The 14291-nt window shown below is 71.3% G+C and carries 15 protein-coding genes; all 15 read left to right on the top strand.

Annotation, left to right across the window (positions count from 1 at the left end; genetic code table 11):
* Nucleotides 1-4: 4 nt before the first annotated feature.
* Nucleotides 5-847, top strand: a complete 843-nt coding sequence (gene eutT / locus FG99_RS27325) for an ethanolamine utilization cob(I)yrinic acid a,c-diamide adenosyltransferase EutT (RefSeq protein ID WP_043273351.1) — start codon at nt 5-7, stop codon at nt 845-847.
* Nucleotides 844-1845 (top strand): phosphate acetyltransferase, encoded by a 1002-nt coding sequence (locus tag FG99_RS27320; protein WP_043273350.1) that lies wholly within the window; start codon nt 844-846, stop codon nt 1843-1845. Before eutT ends, FG99_RS27320 begins: the two co-directional genes overlap by 4 nt.
* A gap of 96 nt (nt 1846-1941) precedes the next feature.
* A complete protein-coding gene (eutM, locus tag FG99_RS27315; RefSeq protein ID WP_009615702.1) occupies nt 1942-2235 on the top strand; it encodes an ethanolamine utilization microcompartment protein EutM in 294 nt (97 codons plus the stop codon).
* A gap of 115 nt (nt 2236-2350) precedes the next feature.
* Nucleotides 2351-2638, top strand: a complete 288-nt coding sequence (gene eutN, locus FG99_RS27310; protein ID WP_009615703.1) for an ethanolamine utilization microcompartment protein EutN — start codon at nt 2351-2353, stop codon at nt 2636-2638.
* Between the two features lie 94 nt (nt 2639-2732).
* On the top strand, nt 2733-4154 hold the full coding sequence (locus FG99_RS27305; protein ID WP_218187154.1) for an aldehyde dehydrogenase family protein: 1422 nt from the start codon (nt 2733-2735) through the stop codon (nt 4152-4154).
* 7 nt (nt 4155-4161) lie between these two features.
* A complete protein-coding gene (eutJ, locus tag FG99_RS27300; protein ID WP_043273348.1) occupies nt 4162-4998 on the top strand; it encodes an ethanolamine utilization protein EutJ in 837 nt (278 codons plus the stop codon).
* A 1-nt stretch (nt 4999) separates the two neighbouring features.
* Complete coding sequence (locus FG99_RS27295) at nt 5000-6247, top strand: iron-containing alcohol dehydrogenase family protein (protein ID WP_009615706.1); 1248 nt, start codon at nt 5000-5002, stop codon at nt 6245-6247.
* Entirely contained in the window at nt 6244-7500 is a 1257-nt protein-coding gene (gene eutH, locus FG99_RS27290; protein ID WP_043273346.1) for an ethanolamine utilization protein EutH, read from the top strand. The genes FG99_RS27295 and eutH overlap by 4 nt, the downstream gene beginning before the upstream one ends.
* A gap of 9 nt (nt 7501-7509) precedes the next feature.
* Nucleotides 7510-8928 carry an ethanolamine ammonia-lyase reactivating factor EutA gene (locus FG99_RS27285; RefSeq protein WP_043273344.1) on the top strand — a complete coding sequence of 473 codons (1419 nt, stop codon included), beginning with the start codon at nt 7510-7512 and terminating at the stop codon, nt 8926-8928.
* A 9-nt stretch (nt 8929-8937) separates the two neighbouring features.
* On the top strand, nt 8938-10299 hold the full coding sequence (locus FG99_RS27280; protein ID WP_043273343.1) for an ethanolamine ammonia-lyase subunit EutB: 1362 nt from the start codon (nt 8938-8940) through the stop codon (nt 10297-10299).
* Between the two features lie 10 nt (nt 10300-10309).
* Entirely contained in the window at nt 10310-11191 is an 882-nt protein-coding gene (gene eutC, locus FG99_RS27275) for an ethanolamine ammonia-lyase subunit EutC (RefSeq protein WP_043273342.1), read from the top strand.
* Nucleotides 11192-11216: 25 nt separating this feature from the next.
* A complete protein-coding gene (gene eutL, locus FG99_RS27270) occupies nt 11217-11876 on the top strand; it encodes an ethanolamine utilization microcompartment protein EutL (RefSeq protein WP_009615714.1) in 660 nt (219 codons plus the stop codon).
* Between the two features lie 13 nt (nt 11877-11889).
* On the top strand, nt 11890-12384 hold the full coding sequence (locus FG99_RS27265; protein WP_043273341.1) for a BMC domain-containing protein: 495 nt from the start codon (nt 11890-11892) through the stop codon (nt 12382-12384).
* The gene (locus FG99_RS27260; RefSeq protein ID WP_043273340.1) at nt 12381-13736 is read left to right on the top strand and encodes a 4Fe-4S dicluster domain-containing protein; all 1356 of its coding nucleotides are present in this window, start codon (nt 12381-12383) and stop codon (nt 13734-13736) included. The genes FG99_RS27265 and FG99_RS27260 overlap by 4 nt, the downstream gene beginning before the upstream one ends.
* Nucleotides 13736-14284, top strand: a complete 549-nt coding sequence (locus tag FG99_RS33115) for a BMC domain-containing protein (protein ID WP_009615720.1) — start codon at nt 13736-13738, stop codon at nt 14282-14284. Before FG99_RS27260 ends, FG99_RS33115 begins: the two co-directional genes overlap by 1 nt.
* Nucleotides 14285-14291: the final 7 nt, after the last annotated feature.

Genomic DNA, 14291 nt, shown 5'->3' with positions numbered 1-14291 from the left:
GGCCATGAGCACTTTCATCACCGAAAGCTGGCTGCGCGAGCGCCACGGCCTGAGCGAAGGCACCGAGCTGCGGCTGCCCGCCGATGCGCGGTTGACTCCCGCCGCCCGCGCGCTGATCGACGAGCGCCACCTGTCGCTGAAGTTCCATGACGAACAGGGCCGCCTGTACCGGGCGACCGAAGAGCCGGACGCGGACGGCGCGCCGTGCCTGCAGGCGGTGCACGGGCTGACCGGCAGCGCCTGGCGCGTCGCCGCGACCTGCCAGCTGTGCGGCTCGGCGCCGGCCGACAAGCCCGCCGGCATGACCCATCTGAACGCCCACGAACTGGTGGCCAAGAACGACCCGCGCCTGCAGTTCCGCGCCCAGCTGGACGCGGCCATCGCCCTGGCGGTGTGGCTGCAGGTGGAGCTGCCGGAGCCGGCCGAGCTGGCCGCCTGGCTGGCCGACATCCGTTCGCTGCTCGGCCAGCTGATGCGCGCCGACGTGCTGGACGAGGAGCTGGCCGGGTTCGCCGTCGGCGGGCTCGACCAGGCCGTGCTGCACCGCCTGTCCCACGCGCCGCTGAAATACCTGGGCCACGACCACCTGGTGCCCGAGTGCGGCCACGGCCGCGCGCCGGCGCTGCTCAACCTGCTGCGGGCCAAGGTCCGCGAGGTGGAAATCTGCGCCGCCCAGGTGTTCATGGAGGCCGGCTTCAAGCTGCGCCGCGCGGACCTGCTGCACGCCCTCAACCGGCTGTCCAGCGCGCTCTACGTGGCCATGCTGCTGAGCCTGCTGCACCTGCGCGGGCAACCCTGGCCGAGCGCCGCGGAACTGAGCCGGCGCGTGCAGGGAGAGGCCCCATGAAACTGTTCGACGACTGCCGCCGGGCCGCCCGGCAGAACCCGCCGCGGGTGGTCTTCCCCGACGCCCTGGACCGCCGCGCCATCGAGGCGGCGCAGTTCCTCAAGGCCGAGGGCCTGGCCGAGCCGCTGCTGCTGGGCAACCCCTTCGCCCTGCGCGGCTACTGCCTGGAGCGGCACATCCGCCTGGGCGACCTCGGGCTGATCGATCCCGCGCGCTCGCCCTGGCTGCACGGCTTCGCCCAGGACCTGGCCCGGCGCCAGGACAAGCTCAGCCCCGAGCAGGCCCTGGAACAACTGCACGACCCGCTGTGGTTCGGCGCGGCGCTGCTGGCGGCCGGCCAGGTCGACCTGTGCATCGCCGGCAACCTCAGCGCCACCGCCGACGTGCTGCGCGCCGGCCTGCGGGTGGTCGGCCTGGCGCCGGGCAACCGCACGCTGTCCTCGGTGTTCTTCATGCTGCCAGCGGACGGCGGCGCCCCCTTGGCCTTCGCCGATTGCGGCGTGGTGCCGCGGCCGACGGTGGAGCAACTGGCGGACATCGCCCTGGCCTCGGCGGCCAGCTTCGAGCAGGTGACCGGCGAGCCGGCGCGGGTGGCGATGCTCTCGTTCTCCAGCCACGGCAGCGCCAGGCACGCCGACGCCGAGGCGGTGCGCCAGGCCTGCGAGCTTGTGCGCGAGCGCCGGCCGGAGCTGTGCGTCGACGGCGAGATCCAGTTCGACGCCGCCTTCGTCCCCGAGGTGGCCGTGGCGAAGGTGCCCGGCAGCCCGCTGGGCGGGGCGGCCAACGTGTTCGTGTTCCCCAGCCTGGAGGCCGGGAACATCGGCTACAAGATCGCCCAGCGGCTCGGCGGCATGAACGCCATCGGCCCGATGCTGCAGGGCATGAACGCGCCGCTGCACGACCTGTCGCGCGGCTGCACGAGCGAGGAAATGATCCAGACGGTGCTGCTGGCCAACAAGATGGCCGGCGGCGCCGAGGCTGTCGGGCGAGTCGCCTGAGCCGGACGGCGGCCCCCGCCGTCCGGGGGTAACGCGAGTGGCTAGCCACTCCGAAGAGGCCCTGCGAAGGGCGATCGATTGTTCGAGGAGAGTGAGATGGAAGCATTAGGCATGATCGAAACCAAGGGCCTGGTGGCGCTGATCGAGGCCTCCGACGCCATGGTCAAGGCCGCCCGGGTGAAGCTGGTGGGCGTCAAGCAGATCGGCGGTGGCCTGGTCACCGCCATGGTCCGTGGCGATGTAGCAGCCTGCAAGGCGGCCACCGATGCCGGCGCGGCCGCCGCGCAGCGCGTCGGCGAAGTGGTCTCGGTGCAGGTGATCCCGCGTCCGCATTCGGACCTGGAAGAGGTCTTTCCGATCAAGCTGGCGGCGGATCGCCCGGTGGATTGAGCGGCCCGCCGCGACCGTCCGAGCGGTGCCCGAGCCCGCCCTGCGCGTTCCGGGCGCCGCCACCGAGGATCCATGCGTATGCCGCGAGGGACGCGGCCCGACGAGGTAACAGGCGATGAAACTGGCGATTGTCGTAGGGCAGGTGGTGTGCACCGTGAAGCATCCGGGCGTGGGCCTGGACCGGCTGCTGCTGGTCGAGATGCTCGACCGCGCCGGCCGCCCCGACGGTGAACGGCACGTGGCCAGCGACAGCCTCGGCGCCGGCAACGGCGAGTGGGTGATGCTGGCCGGCGGCAGCGCCGCGCGCCAGGCCCTGGCCGAGGTGCGTGCGCCGATCGACCTGTGCGTGGTCGGCATCGTCGACGAAGCGGTGCTCGACGGCAGCCTGCTCTACCGCAAATAGGCCCGCCCCCGGCGGTCATTCACGACAAGCGTCCTCCACCGGCCCGCGCCAGGTGGAGTGGCCCGGCTCATCCCTGAATTCTGTGAGGCACGACGTGGACATCAACCCGAAGGAAATCGAACAGGTGGTCAAGGCGGTGCTCGCCTCGATAGGGGCGACCTCCACGGCCGCTGTCGCATCGCCGGGCGCGACCTGCGCCCCCGGCGTGTTCGTCGAACTGGACGCCGCCGTGGCCGCCGCCGCGCAGGCGCAGAAGGCATTGCGCTCGGTGGCCATGCGCGACCGGGCCATCGCCGCCATCCGCGCCGCCGGCGAGCGCCACGCCCAGGAGCTGGCGGAGCTGGCGGTGGAGGAAACCGGCATGGGCCGGGTGGCCGACAAGACCGCCAAGAACATCGCCCAGGCCCGCCACACCCCCGGCAGCGAATGCCTGCAGGCGCAGGTGCTCAGCGGCGACCGCGGGCTGACGCTGATCGAGAACGCGGCCTGGGGCGTGATCGCCTCGGTGACGCCCTCGACCAACCCGGCGGCCACTGTCATCAACAACGCCATCAGCATGATCGCCGCCGGCAACAGCGTGGTGTTCGCCCCGCACCCGGCGGCCAAGCGGGTGTCGCAGCGTACCGTCAGCCTGCTCAACGAGGCCATGGTCGAGGCCGGCGCGCCGGCCAACCTGATCACCACCGTGCAGCGCCCGGACATCGAGACCGCCCAGCGGCTGTTCCGCTATCCCGGCATCGGCCTGCTGGTGGTGACCGGCGGCGAGGCGGTGGTGGAAGCCGCGCGCAAGCACACCGACAAGCGCCTGATCGCCGCCGGCGCCGGCAACCCGCCGGTGGTGGTGGACGAGACCGCCGACCTGGCCCGCGCCGCGCGCGACATCGTGTTCGGCGCCTCGTTCGACAACAACATCATCTGCGCCGACGAAAAGGTGCTGATCGTGGTCGACAGCGTGGCCGACGCCCTCAAGGCCGAGATGCTCAAGCAGCAGGCCGTGGAGCTGAGCGCCGCCCAGGGCCAGCAACTGCTGCCCTTGCTTTTGCCGAAGGTCGACGAGCAGGGGCGCGGCAGCGTCTCGCGCGACTGGGTCGGCCGCGACGCGGCGAAGATCGCCGCCGCCATCGGCCTGCAGGTGCCGGAGCAGACGCGCCTGCTGCTGCTGGAAACCGCCGCCGACCATCCCTTCGCCATCACCGAAATGATGATGCCGGTGCTGCCGATGGTGCGCGTGGCCAACGTCGACCAGGCCATCGCCCTGGTCGTGAAGCTGGAGGGCGGCTGCCACCACACGGCGGCCATGCACTCGCGCAACCTCGACCACCTGGACCGCATGGCCAACGCCATGGACACCAGCATCTTCGTCAAGAACGGGCCGTGCCTGGCCGGCCTGGGCTTCGGCGGCGAGGGCTGGACCACCATGACCATCACCACGCCGACCGGCGAGGGCGTGACCTCGGCGCGCACCTTCGTGCGCCTGCGCCGCTGCGTCATGGTCGACCACCTGCGGATCGTCTGAGGCGGCCATGCAACGCGATCTCGAAAACTGGCTGCTGCCGCGCCTGGAACGCGCCGCCTACTGCCTGGCGCACCCCGTCGCGCAACCGGGCGACCGCGGGCCGCTGAGCCTGGGCATCGACCTGGGCACCAGCGCCGTGGTCTCGGTGGTGCTCGACGCCCAGGCGCTGCCGGTGGCGGTGCGCCTGGACTGGGCCGACGTGGTGCGCGACGGCGTGGTCTGGGACTTCTTCGGCGCGGTGAAGCTGGTGCGCAGCCAGGTGGAAAGCCTGGAGCGGCAACTGGGCGTGTGCTTCCAGCGCGCCGCGACCTCGTACCCGCCGGGCACCGAACCGAGCATTTCCACCCACGTGCTGGAGGCCGTCGACCTGGAGGTTTCCCACGTGATCGACGAGCCCTCGGCGGTGGCGCGGATGCTGCGCCTGGACCGCGCCGCGGTGGTGGACATCGGTGGCGGCACCACCGGCGTCGCCGTGGTGCACGACGGCGAAGTGACCTATTCCGCCGACGAACCCACCGGCGGGCATCACGTCAGCCTGGTGCTGGCCGGCCACCTCGGCGTGTCGCTGGAGATGGCCGAACGGCGCAAGCGCGAGGAGGGCCAGATCCTGTGGCCGCTGGTGCGCCCGGTGTTCGAAAAGATGGCCGACATCGTCCACACGCACCTGCAAGGCCAGGACGTGGACGCCATCTACCTGTCCGGCGGCTCCTGCACCCTGCCCGGCGTACAGCCGCTGTTCGCCGCGGCCTTCCCCGCGCAGCGGGTGATCCTGCCCGCGCCGCCGCTGTTCACCACGCCGCTGGCCATCGCCGCCTGCGGCCTGCAAGCCGAGGAGGAACGCTGACATGCACGAGCAGGACGTCGGCCGGGTGATCTATCGCGCCCTGGACATGCTCAATGCCCGCGCGGTGCGCGAATTCCGCGTGCCGCCCAGCACCTACATCGGCCCCGGCGCCACCGTGCGCGCCGGCGAGGCCTGCGCGGCGCTGGGCATCCGCCGGCTGTTCGTGATGGTCGACGGCCGCCTGCACGAGCAGGCGCTGGACCAGGGCCTGCTGCGCTCGCTGGACGACGCCGGGCTGGGCTGCGAATGCCTGGTCTACGCCGGCGGCGAGCCGCACAGCGAAGTGGTGGAGGCCGCCGGCCGGCAACTGCTGGCCGCCGACTGCGACGGCGTGCTGGCCTTCGGCGGCGGCTCGGTGCTCGACGCGGCCAAGGCCACCGCGCTGCTGGCGGCCAACCCGGAGCGCCGGGTGAGCGAGCTTGGCGACGGCCCGGCGCTGCGCCGGCGCATGCCGCTGATCGCCGTGCCGACCACCGCCGGCACCGGCTCCGAGGCCACCAACGTGGCGGTGATCACCGACAGCCAGCGGCACCTGAAGCAGGTGCTGGTGCACACCGACCTGATTCCCGACCTGGCGATCATCGACGCCTGCCTGACCCTCGGCGTGCCGCCGGCGGTGACCGCCGCCACCGGCATCGACGCGCTGACCCACGCCATCGAAGCCTACGTCGCGCCGAGCGCCACGCCGCTGACCCAGGGCCTGGCCCTGCGCGCCGTGGCGCTGATCGGCGAGGCCCTGCCGCTGGCGGTGGGGCAGGGCGGCAACGTCGGCGCCCGCGAGTCGATGATGCTCGCCTCGTACATGGCCGGCATGGCCTTTTCCAATTCCGGCCTGGGCCTGTGCCACGCCACCGCGCACCCCCTCGGCGCGCGCTACGGCATCCCCCACGGCCAGGCCAACGCCCTGATGCTGCCGGCGGTGATGCGCTTCAACCAACTGGTGTGCAAGCGCGCCTACGCCGACATCGGCCATGCCCTCAGCCGCGAAAGCCTGGATGCCGAGCGCAGCATCGCCGCGGTGCAGCGCCTGATCGACGAAGTCGGCGCCGCCGGCCGCGACCTGCAGGCCCACGGCGTGCGCCGCGAGGACTTCGCCGCGCTGGCCGAGGCGGCCCTGCAGGACATCTGCCTGGCCGGCAACCCGCGCAGCGCCTGCGCGCAACAGATCGTCGCGATCTACCAGGACGCCTGGCAGCGCCGAGGCGCCTGCCAGCAAGGAAACAATTCTGTTCAGGAGCAGTTGTCATGAGCATCAACGAAATCATCCTGTACGTGATGATGGTCTTCCTGCTGATCGGGGCGGTGGACCGGGTATTCAGCCAGTTCGGCGGCTCCGAAAAGGTCCTCGGCCATCTCGGCCTGGGCTGGCTCGGGCGCGGCATCGGCGGCTCCGGCGGGCAGTTCGAGGAAGGCTTCATGGCCATGGGCGCGCTGGGTCTGGCCATGGTCGGCATCACCGCCCTGGCGCCGGTGCTGGCCAACCTGCTGGGGCCGCTGGTGATCCCGCTGTACGAGAGCGTCGGGGCGAGCCCGGCGATGTTCGCCGGCACCCTGCTGGCCAACGACATGGGCGCCTTTTCCCTGGCCAAGGAGCTGGCCGGCGGCGACACCGCCGCCTGGCTGTACTCGGGGCTGATCCTCGGCGCCATGATGGGCCCGACCCTGGTGTTCATCATCCCGGTGGCGCTGGGCATCATCGACCCCGCCGACCGCCGCTACCTGGCCCTGGGCACCCTGGCCGGGATCGTCACCGTGCCCCTGGGCTGCATCGCCGGCGGGCTGGTGGCGATGTACTCGGGCATCGAGGTCAACGGCGAGCCGGTGAGCTTCTCGCTGGCGATGATCCTCATCAACATGATCCCGGTGCTGGTGGTCGCGGCGCTGATCGCCCTGGGCCTGAAGTTCTGCCCGGAGAAGATCATCGCCGGCTTCGAGGTGTTCGCCAAACTGCTGGTGGGGCTGATCACCCTCGGCCTGGCCGCCGCGGTGGTGGAGTTCACCGTGGGCTGGACGCTGATCCCGGGGCTGGACCCGATCTTCATGGCCGAAGGCGACGAGCCCGGCGCGGTGATGCGCGCCATGGAGGTGATCGGCTCGATCGCCTGCGTGCTGCTCGGCGCCTACCCCATGGTGCTGCTGCTGACGCGCTGGTTCGGCACCCCGCTGATGAAAGTCGGCGGCCTGCTGGGCATGAACAAGGACGCCGCCGCCGGCATGGTGGCGACTCTGGCCAATGTGATCCCGATGTTCGGCATGTTCGGCAAGATGGATGCGCGCGGCAAGATCATCAACTGCGCCTTCGCCGTGTCCGCCGGCTTCGCCCTGGGCGACCACCTCGGCTTCACCGCGGCGAACATGTCCGCGATGATCTTCCCGATGCTGGTGGGCAAGCTGTTCGGCGGCATCACCGCGGTGGCCGTGGCCATGCTCATCGCGCCCAGGTCCGAAGCCCAGCCCGAGCCGGTGGCGTTGCCCGACGCCGACCTGCAGCGGGCCGAGTAGGGCGCGGCCATGAGCAGGCGCGAACTGCGCAGCGTCGGCATCGACGTCGGCACCACCACCACCCAGGTGATCTTCTCGCGCCTGGTGCTGGTCAACCGTGCCTCGCTGTCCCAGGTGCCGCACTACGAGTTCGCCGCGCGGGAGGTCACCTACGTCAGCCCGGTGGCCTTCACCCCGATCGACTTCGAGGGCCACCTGCGCGAGGACGAGCTGCTCGCCTTCATCCTCGAACAGTACCGCGCCGCGGGCCTGGAGCCCGCGCAGGTGGAGTCCGGCGCCATCATCATCACCGGCGAGACCTCCAAGGCGCGCAACGCCCGCCCGGCGGTGCTGCGCCTGGCCGAGCGGCTGGGCGACTTCGTGGTCGCCAGCGCCGGGCCGCACCTGGAATCGGTGATCGCCGGGCGCGGCGCCGGCGCGGCGGAGCTGTCCGCCGCCTGCGCCGGGCGGGTGCTGAACATCGACATCGGCGGCGGCACCGCCAACTACGTGTTGTTCGAGGCCGGCCGGGTGATCGGTTCGGCCTGCCTGAACGTCGGCGGGCGCCTGGTGGAAACCGACAGCCGCGGCGCGCTGCTGCGCCTGCACGGGCCGGCGCGGGCGATCTGCCGCGAGCTGTTCGGTGGCGAGCCGCAGGCGCTGTCCAGCGAGCAACTGCGCACGGTGGCGCGGCGCATGGCGGCGCTGCTCTACGAAGTGATCGACGGCGCGCTTTCGCCGCTGGCCCGGGAACTGTTGATGACCGAGCCGCTGCCGGCGGTGGGCCGGCTGCAGGCGCTGACCCTCTCCGGCGGCGTCGGCGAATGCTTCTACCACGGCGCGGAGCAGGCGCCGTTCCGCTTCGGCGACATCGGCCCGCTGCTGGCCGCGGCGCTGCACGAGGACCCCGGCTTCCAGCGCCTGCCGCTGGCCGAGCCGAAGCAGACCGTGCGCGCCACGGTGATTGGCGCCGGCGCCCACAGCCTGTCGCTGTCCGGCAGCACCATCTGGCTGCGCGAAATGCAGCTGCCGATGCGCAACGTGCCGGTGGTGCCCTGCGCGACCGACTGGGCCGCCGGCCAGGGCGCGGGCATCGCCGACGGCTGGCGGCAGAACCTGCTGCGCATGGACCTGCGCGCCGACGAAGACCTCTACGCCCTGGCCCTGCCGGCGGACCTGCCGGTGGCCTACCGGGCCATCCAGCGCTGCGTGGAAGAACTCGCCGGTTTCCAGCGCCATGAATCCCAAGCCCATCCGTTGCTGGTGGTGGCCGCCCAGGACCTCGGCAAGGTCCTCGGCATGCTCCTGCAGCCGCGCCTGGCCGGCCGCGCCCTGGCGGTAATCGACGAGGTGGCGACCAGCGATGGCGACTACATCGATATCGGCAGCCCGTTGTTCGACGGCGAGATCCTTCCGGTCACCGTCAAGTCACTGGCTTTCCCTTCCTGAGGTGGTGTGATGAAACTCAAGACCCAGTTGTTCGGCAAGACCTATCAGTTCAAGGACGTCAAGGAGGTCCTGGCCAAGGCCAACGAGCCGCGCTCGGGCGACGTGCTCGCCGGCGTGGCGGCGGGCACCGCCCAGGAGCGGGTGGCGGCCAAGCAGGTGCTGTCGGAGCTGACGGTGGCCGACGTGCGCATGAACCCGGTGATCCCCTACGAGGAGGACAGCGTCACCCGGCTGATCCAGGACGGCATCAACGAGAGCGCCTACGCGCGCATCGCCCAGTGGCGCATCGGCGAGCTGCGCGAATACATCCTCGCCGACGACACCGGCGCCGACGACATCGCCTTCCTGCGCAAGGGCCTGAGTTCCGAGGTGGTGGCGGCGGTGGCGAAGATCTGCTCCAACGCCGACCTGATCTACGCCGCCAAGCGCATGCCGGTGGTGAAGAAGGCCAACAACACCATGGGCCTGCCCGGCCGCTTCAGCGCGCGCCTGCAGCCCAACGACACCCGCGACGACGTGCAGAGCATCGCCGCGCAGATGTACGAGGGCCTGTCCTACGGCATCGGCGACGCGGTGATCGGCGTCAATCCGGTGACCGACAACGTCGAGAACCTCACCCGCGTGCTGCACACCGTGTACGAGGCCATCGACAAGTTCGCCATCCCCACCCAGGGCTGCGTGCTGGCCCACGTCACCACGCAGATGGAGGCGATCCGCCGCGGCGCGCCGGGCGGGCTGATCTTCCAGAGCATCTGCGGCAGCGAGAAGGGCCTGCGCGAGTTCGGCGTGGAGCTGGAGATGCTCGAAGAGGCGCGCGCGGTGGGCGCCGAGTACAACCGCATCGCCGGGCCCAACTGCCTGTACTTCGAGACCGGCCAGGGCTCGGCGCTGTCCGCCGGCGCCCACTACGGCGCCGACCAGCTGACCATGGAAGCGCGCAACTACGGCCTGGCCCGCCACTTCGACCCCTTCATGGTCAACACCGTGGTCGGCTTCATCGGCCCGGAGTACCTGTACAACGACCGCCAGATCATCCGTGCCGGCCTGGAAGACCACTTCATGGGCAAGCTCAGCGGCATCTCCATGGGCTGCGACTGCTGCTACACCAACCACGCCGACGCCGACCAGAACTCCAACGAGAACCTGATGATCCTGCTCGCCACCGCCGGCTGCAACTTCATCATCGGCATGCCGATGGGCGACGACATCATGCTCAATTACCAGACCAACGCCTTCCACGACACCGCCACCATCCGCCAGCTGCTGGGCCTGCGCCCGGCGCCGGAGTTCGAGCGCTGGCTCGAACGCATGGGCCTGATGAGCGACGGCCGGCTGACCGCCCGCGCCGGCGATCCATCCATTTTCTTCTGAGGGAAGCGACATGCATCAGCAGCAGATCGAGGACATCGTCCGTTCGGTATTGAATGAACTCCAGGCCCGCCCCGCGCCGGCGGCGCCTGACGTTCCGGCAGCGGCGCCGAGCGCCGTGGAAGAGGGCCTGTGCGCCTGGGACCTGGGCTCGGAACAGGCCCGCCAGTGGATCGGCGTCCAGGCCCCGCAGCGCCCCGAGGTGCTGGAGGAGTTCCGCAAGGCCACCGCCGCGCGGGTGTGCCTGGGCCGCGCCGGCGTGCGCCCGCGTACCCAGGCGTTGCTGCGCTTCCTCGCCGACCACTCGCGCTCCAAGGACACCGTGCTCAAGGAGGTGCCCGCCGAGTGGGTGGCCCAGCAGGGCCTGCTGGAAGTGCAGTCGGAAATCGACACCAAGGACCAGTACCTGACCCGCCCGGACATGGGCCGCCGCCTCAGCGAAAAGGCGGTGGCGACCCTGCTCGCCGAGTGCAAGAAGAACCCGCAGGTACAGGTGGTGATCTCCGACGGCCTGTCCACCGACGCGGTGACGGTGAACTTCCAGGAAATCCTCCCGCCGCTGCTGGAGGGCCTGAAGAACGCCGGGCTGGACGTCGGCACGCCGTTCTTCGTGCGCTACGGGCGGGTCAAGGTCGAGGACCAGATCGGCGAACTGCTCGGCGCCCAGGTGGTGATCCTGCTGGTGGGCGAGCGCCCCGGCCTGGGCCAGTCCGAGAGCCTGTCCTGCTACGCCGTGTACAAGCCGACCCTGGCCGGCACCGTGGAAGCCGACCGCACCTGTATCTCGAACATCCACCGCGGCGGCACGCCGCCGGTGGAAGCGGCGGCGGTGATCGTCGACCTGGCCCGGCGGATGCTGGAGAAGCAGGCCTCCGGCATCGCCCTGAACCGCTGAGCCCATTGCTGAGGAGCAACCCGACATGAGCATTCTCGATCCGATCAAACCGAGCGTCACGGCCATGCGCCTGATCGCCTCGTTGCAGGAAGACTTCCGCCGCGAGCTGAAGGTGGGCGAGCACATCCGCAGCCTCGGGCTGATCAGCGTCGACTCCGACGACGTCGCCTACATCGCCGCCGACGAGGCCACCAAGCAGGCCCAGGTGGAAGTGGTGTACGGCCGTTCGCTGTACGCCGGGGCGGCCAACGGGCCTTCGTCCACCGCCGGCGAGGTGCTGATCATGCTCGGCGGCCCCAACCCCGCCGAGGTGCGCGCCGGGCTCGACGCCATGAACGAGGTGATCGAGGCCGGCCCGAGCTTCCGCTGGGCCGACGACGCCCACAGCGTGGCCTTCCTCGCCCACGTGGTATCGCGTACCGGCAGCTACCTGTCGGCCGGCGCCGGCATCGCCCTGGGCGACCCCATCGCCTACCTGGTGGCGCCGCCGCTGGAGGCCACCTACGGCATCGACGCCGCGCTCAAGGCCGCCGACGTGCAACTGGTGACCTACGTGCCGCCGCCCTCGGAAACCAACTACTCGGCGGCCTTCCTCGCCGGCAGCCAGGCGGCCTGCCGCGCCGCCTGCAACGCCTTCTCCGAGGCGGTGCTGGAGATCGCCCGCAACCCCATCCAGCGGGCCTGAGGAGGTGAGCGCCATGATCGATGCCCTGGGCCTGCTGGAAGTCAGGGGCCTGGCCTGCGGCATAGAGGCCGCCGACGCCATGCTCAAGGCGGCGTCGGTGCGCCTGCTGCGCCAGGCCGTGACCAACCCGGCGCTGGTCACCCTGGTGGTGGAGGGCGACCTGGCCGCCTGCCGCGCCGCGCTGGACGCCGGCGCGGCGCTGGCCAGCCGGCGCGGCTGCCTGGTCGGCCGCAAGGAGATCGGCCGCCCGGAAGACGACACCGCCTACCTGCTGGGCAGCCTGCTGGACGCCGGGCAAGGCCCGGCCCCGGCGCCGGCGCCGGCCCCGCAGGAGGCGCTGCTCGGCCTGCTCGCCCGGCGCAAGCACGGCTACAGCGCCAGCGAGGTGGCGGCGGCCTTCGACATCCCGGTGGCGCAGGCCCGGGCCTGGCTGGAAGGCCTCTTCGCCCAGGGCCGGCTGCGCCGCCGCAGTAGCCGTTACCGCCTGCCGGGAGGGGCGCCGCGATGATCGCCGTCGAGGCCCTGGACGCCGGGGAAATCCGCCGCCGGGTGTTCGCCGCCGGCGTGGTGGGGGCGGGCGGCGCGGGCTTCCCGACCCACGTCAAGCTCGAGGCCGAGGCGGAGATCTACCTGGTCAACGGCGCCGAGTGCGAGCCTCTGCTCAAGGTCGACCAGCAGCTCGCCGTGGAACAGGCCGAATGGCTGCTCAAGGGCCTGCTCCACGGCATGGCCGCCACCGGCGCGAAGGAGGGCATCATCGCCCTCAAGGCCAAGTACCGCGCGGCCATCGAGCGCCTGCAGCCGCTGCTGCCCGAGCGCGTGCGCCTGCACATACTGCCGGACGTCTACCCGGCCGGCGACGAGGTCATCACCATCTGGCTGGCCACCGGCCGGCGCGTGCCGCCGGCGGCGTTGCCGCTGGCCATCGGCGTGGTGGTGAGCAACGTGCAGACGCTGATCAACGTCGGCCGCGCGGTGGAGCTGCAACTGCCGGTGACCCACCGCACCCTGACCGTGAACGGCGCGGTGCGCCAGCCGCTGACCCTCAGCCTGCCGCTGGGCACGCCGCTGCGCGAGGCCCTGGCCTTGGCCGGCGGCAGCACCCTGGAGCGCCCGGCCTTCATCAATGGCGGGCCGATGATGGGGCGCCTGCTGGACGACCTCGACGAACCGGTCAGCAAGACCACCGGCGGCCTGCTGGTGCTGCCGCAGGATCACCTGCTGGTGCGCCGCCGCCGGCAGAGCATGGACTCGGTGCTGGCCATGGCCCGCTCGGTGTGCGAGCAGTGCACGCTGTGCACCGAGCTGTGCCCGCGGCACATGATCGGCCACGAGCTGCCGCCGCACCTGATCGTGCGCGCCACCAACTACCAGCACGTCGCCCAGCCCAGCGTGCTGCTGTCGGCGCTGACCTGCTCCGAGTGCGGCATCTGCGAGGCCTACGCCTGCCCGGTGGAGATTTCGCCGATGCGCCTGAACCAGGCGCTCAAGGCCCGCCTGCGCGAAGAGGGCGCCCGCTACCAGGGCGAACTGCGCGGCGCCGACCCCATGGCCGAATACCGCCTGCTGCCGGTCAGCCGCCTGGTCTCGCGCCTGGAGTTGCAGGCCTATAACCACAAGGCGCCATTGCTGGCGCAGGAACATCACCCCGCCGAAGTGCGCCTGGCGCTGCGCCAGCACATCGGCGTGGCCGCCCGGCCCTGCGTCGCCGTGGGCCAGCAGGTGGCGCTGGGCGAATGCATCGCCGAAGCGCCCGAAGGACAACTCGGCGTGCCGCTGCACGCCAGCATCGCCGGCCGCGTGGCGGAGGTCGGCGACAGCCACGTCCGCCTCGTCGCCAACCCGCCAGGAGAAGCCTGATGCACCACGCCATAGGTTTGATCGAACTGACCAGCATCGCCCGCGGCGTGCAGCTCGCCGACCTGATGCTGAAGAGCGCCGACGTGCAGTTGCTGGCGGCCAAGACCATCTGCCCCGGCAAATACATCGCCATGGTCGGCGGCGAGGTCGCCGCGGTGCGCCAGGCGGTGCAGGCCGGCGCGGCCGAGGGCGGGCAGATGCTGGTGGACCAGTTCGTCCTGGCGAACATCCACGAGTCGGTGCTGCCGGCCATCAGCGGCGTCAACCCGGTGGAGCGGCCGCGCGCGCTGGGGGTGGTGGAAACCTTCAGCGTGGCGGCCTGCATCGAGGCCGCCGACGCCGCGGTGAAGGCGGCCAACGTCACCCTGGTGCGCGTGCACATGGCCTTCGGCATCGGCGGCAAGTGCTACCTGGTGCTGACCGGCGAGGTCGCCGACGTGGAGGCGGCGGTGCGGGTGGCCTGCGCCAGCGCCGGGGAAAAGGGGCTGCTGGTCCACGGCATGACCGTGCCCAGGCCGCACCTTGACCTGTGGCAACACCTGCTCTGAGCAATTC

The organism is Pseudomonas sp. AAC (genome assembly GCF_000725445.1).
Lineage (GTDB): Bacteria > Pseudomonadota > Gammaproteobacteria > Pseudomonadales > Pseudomonadaceae > Pseudomonas > Pseudomonas citronellolis.
This window is presented reverse-complemented; position numbering and strand designations above follow the sequence as displayed.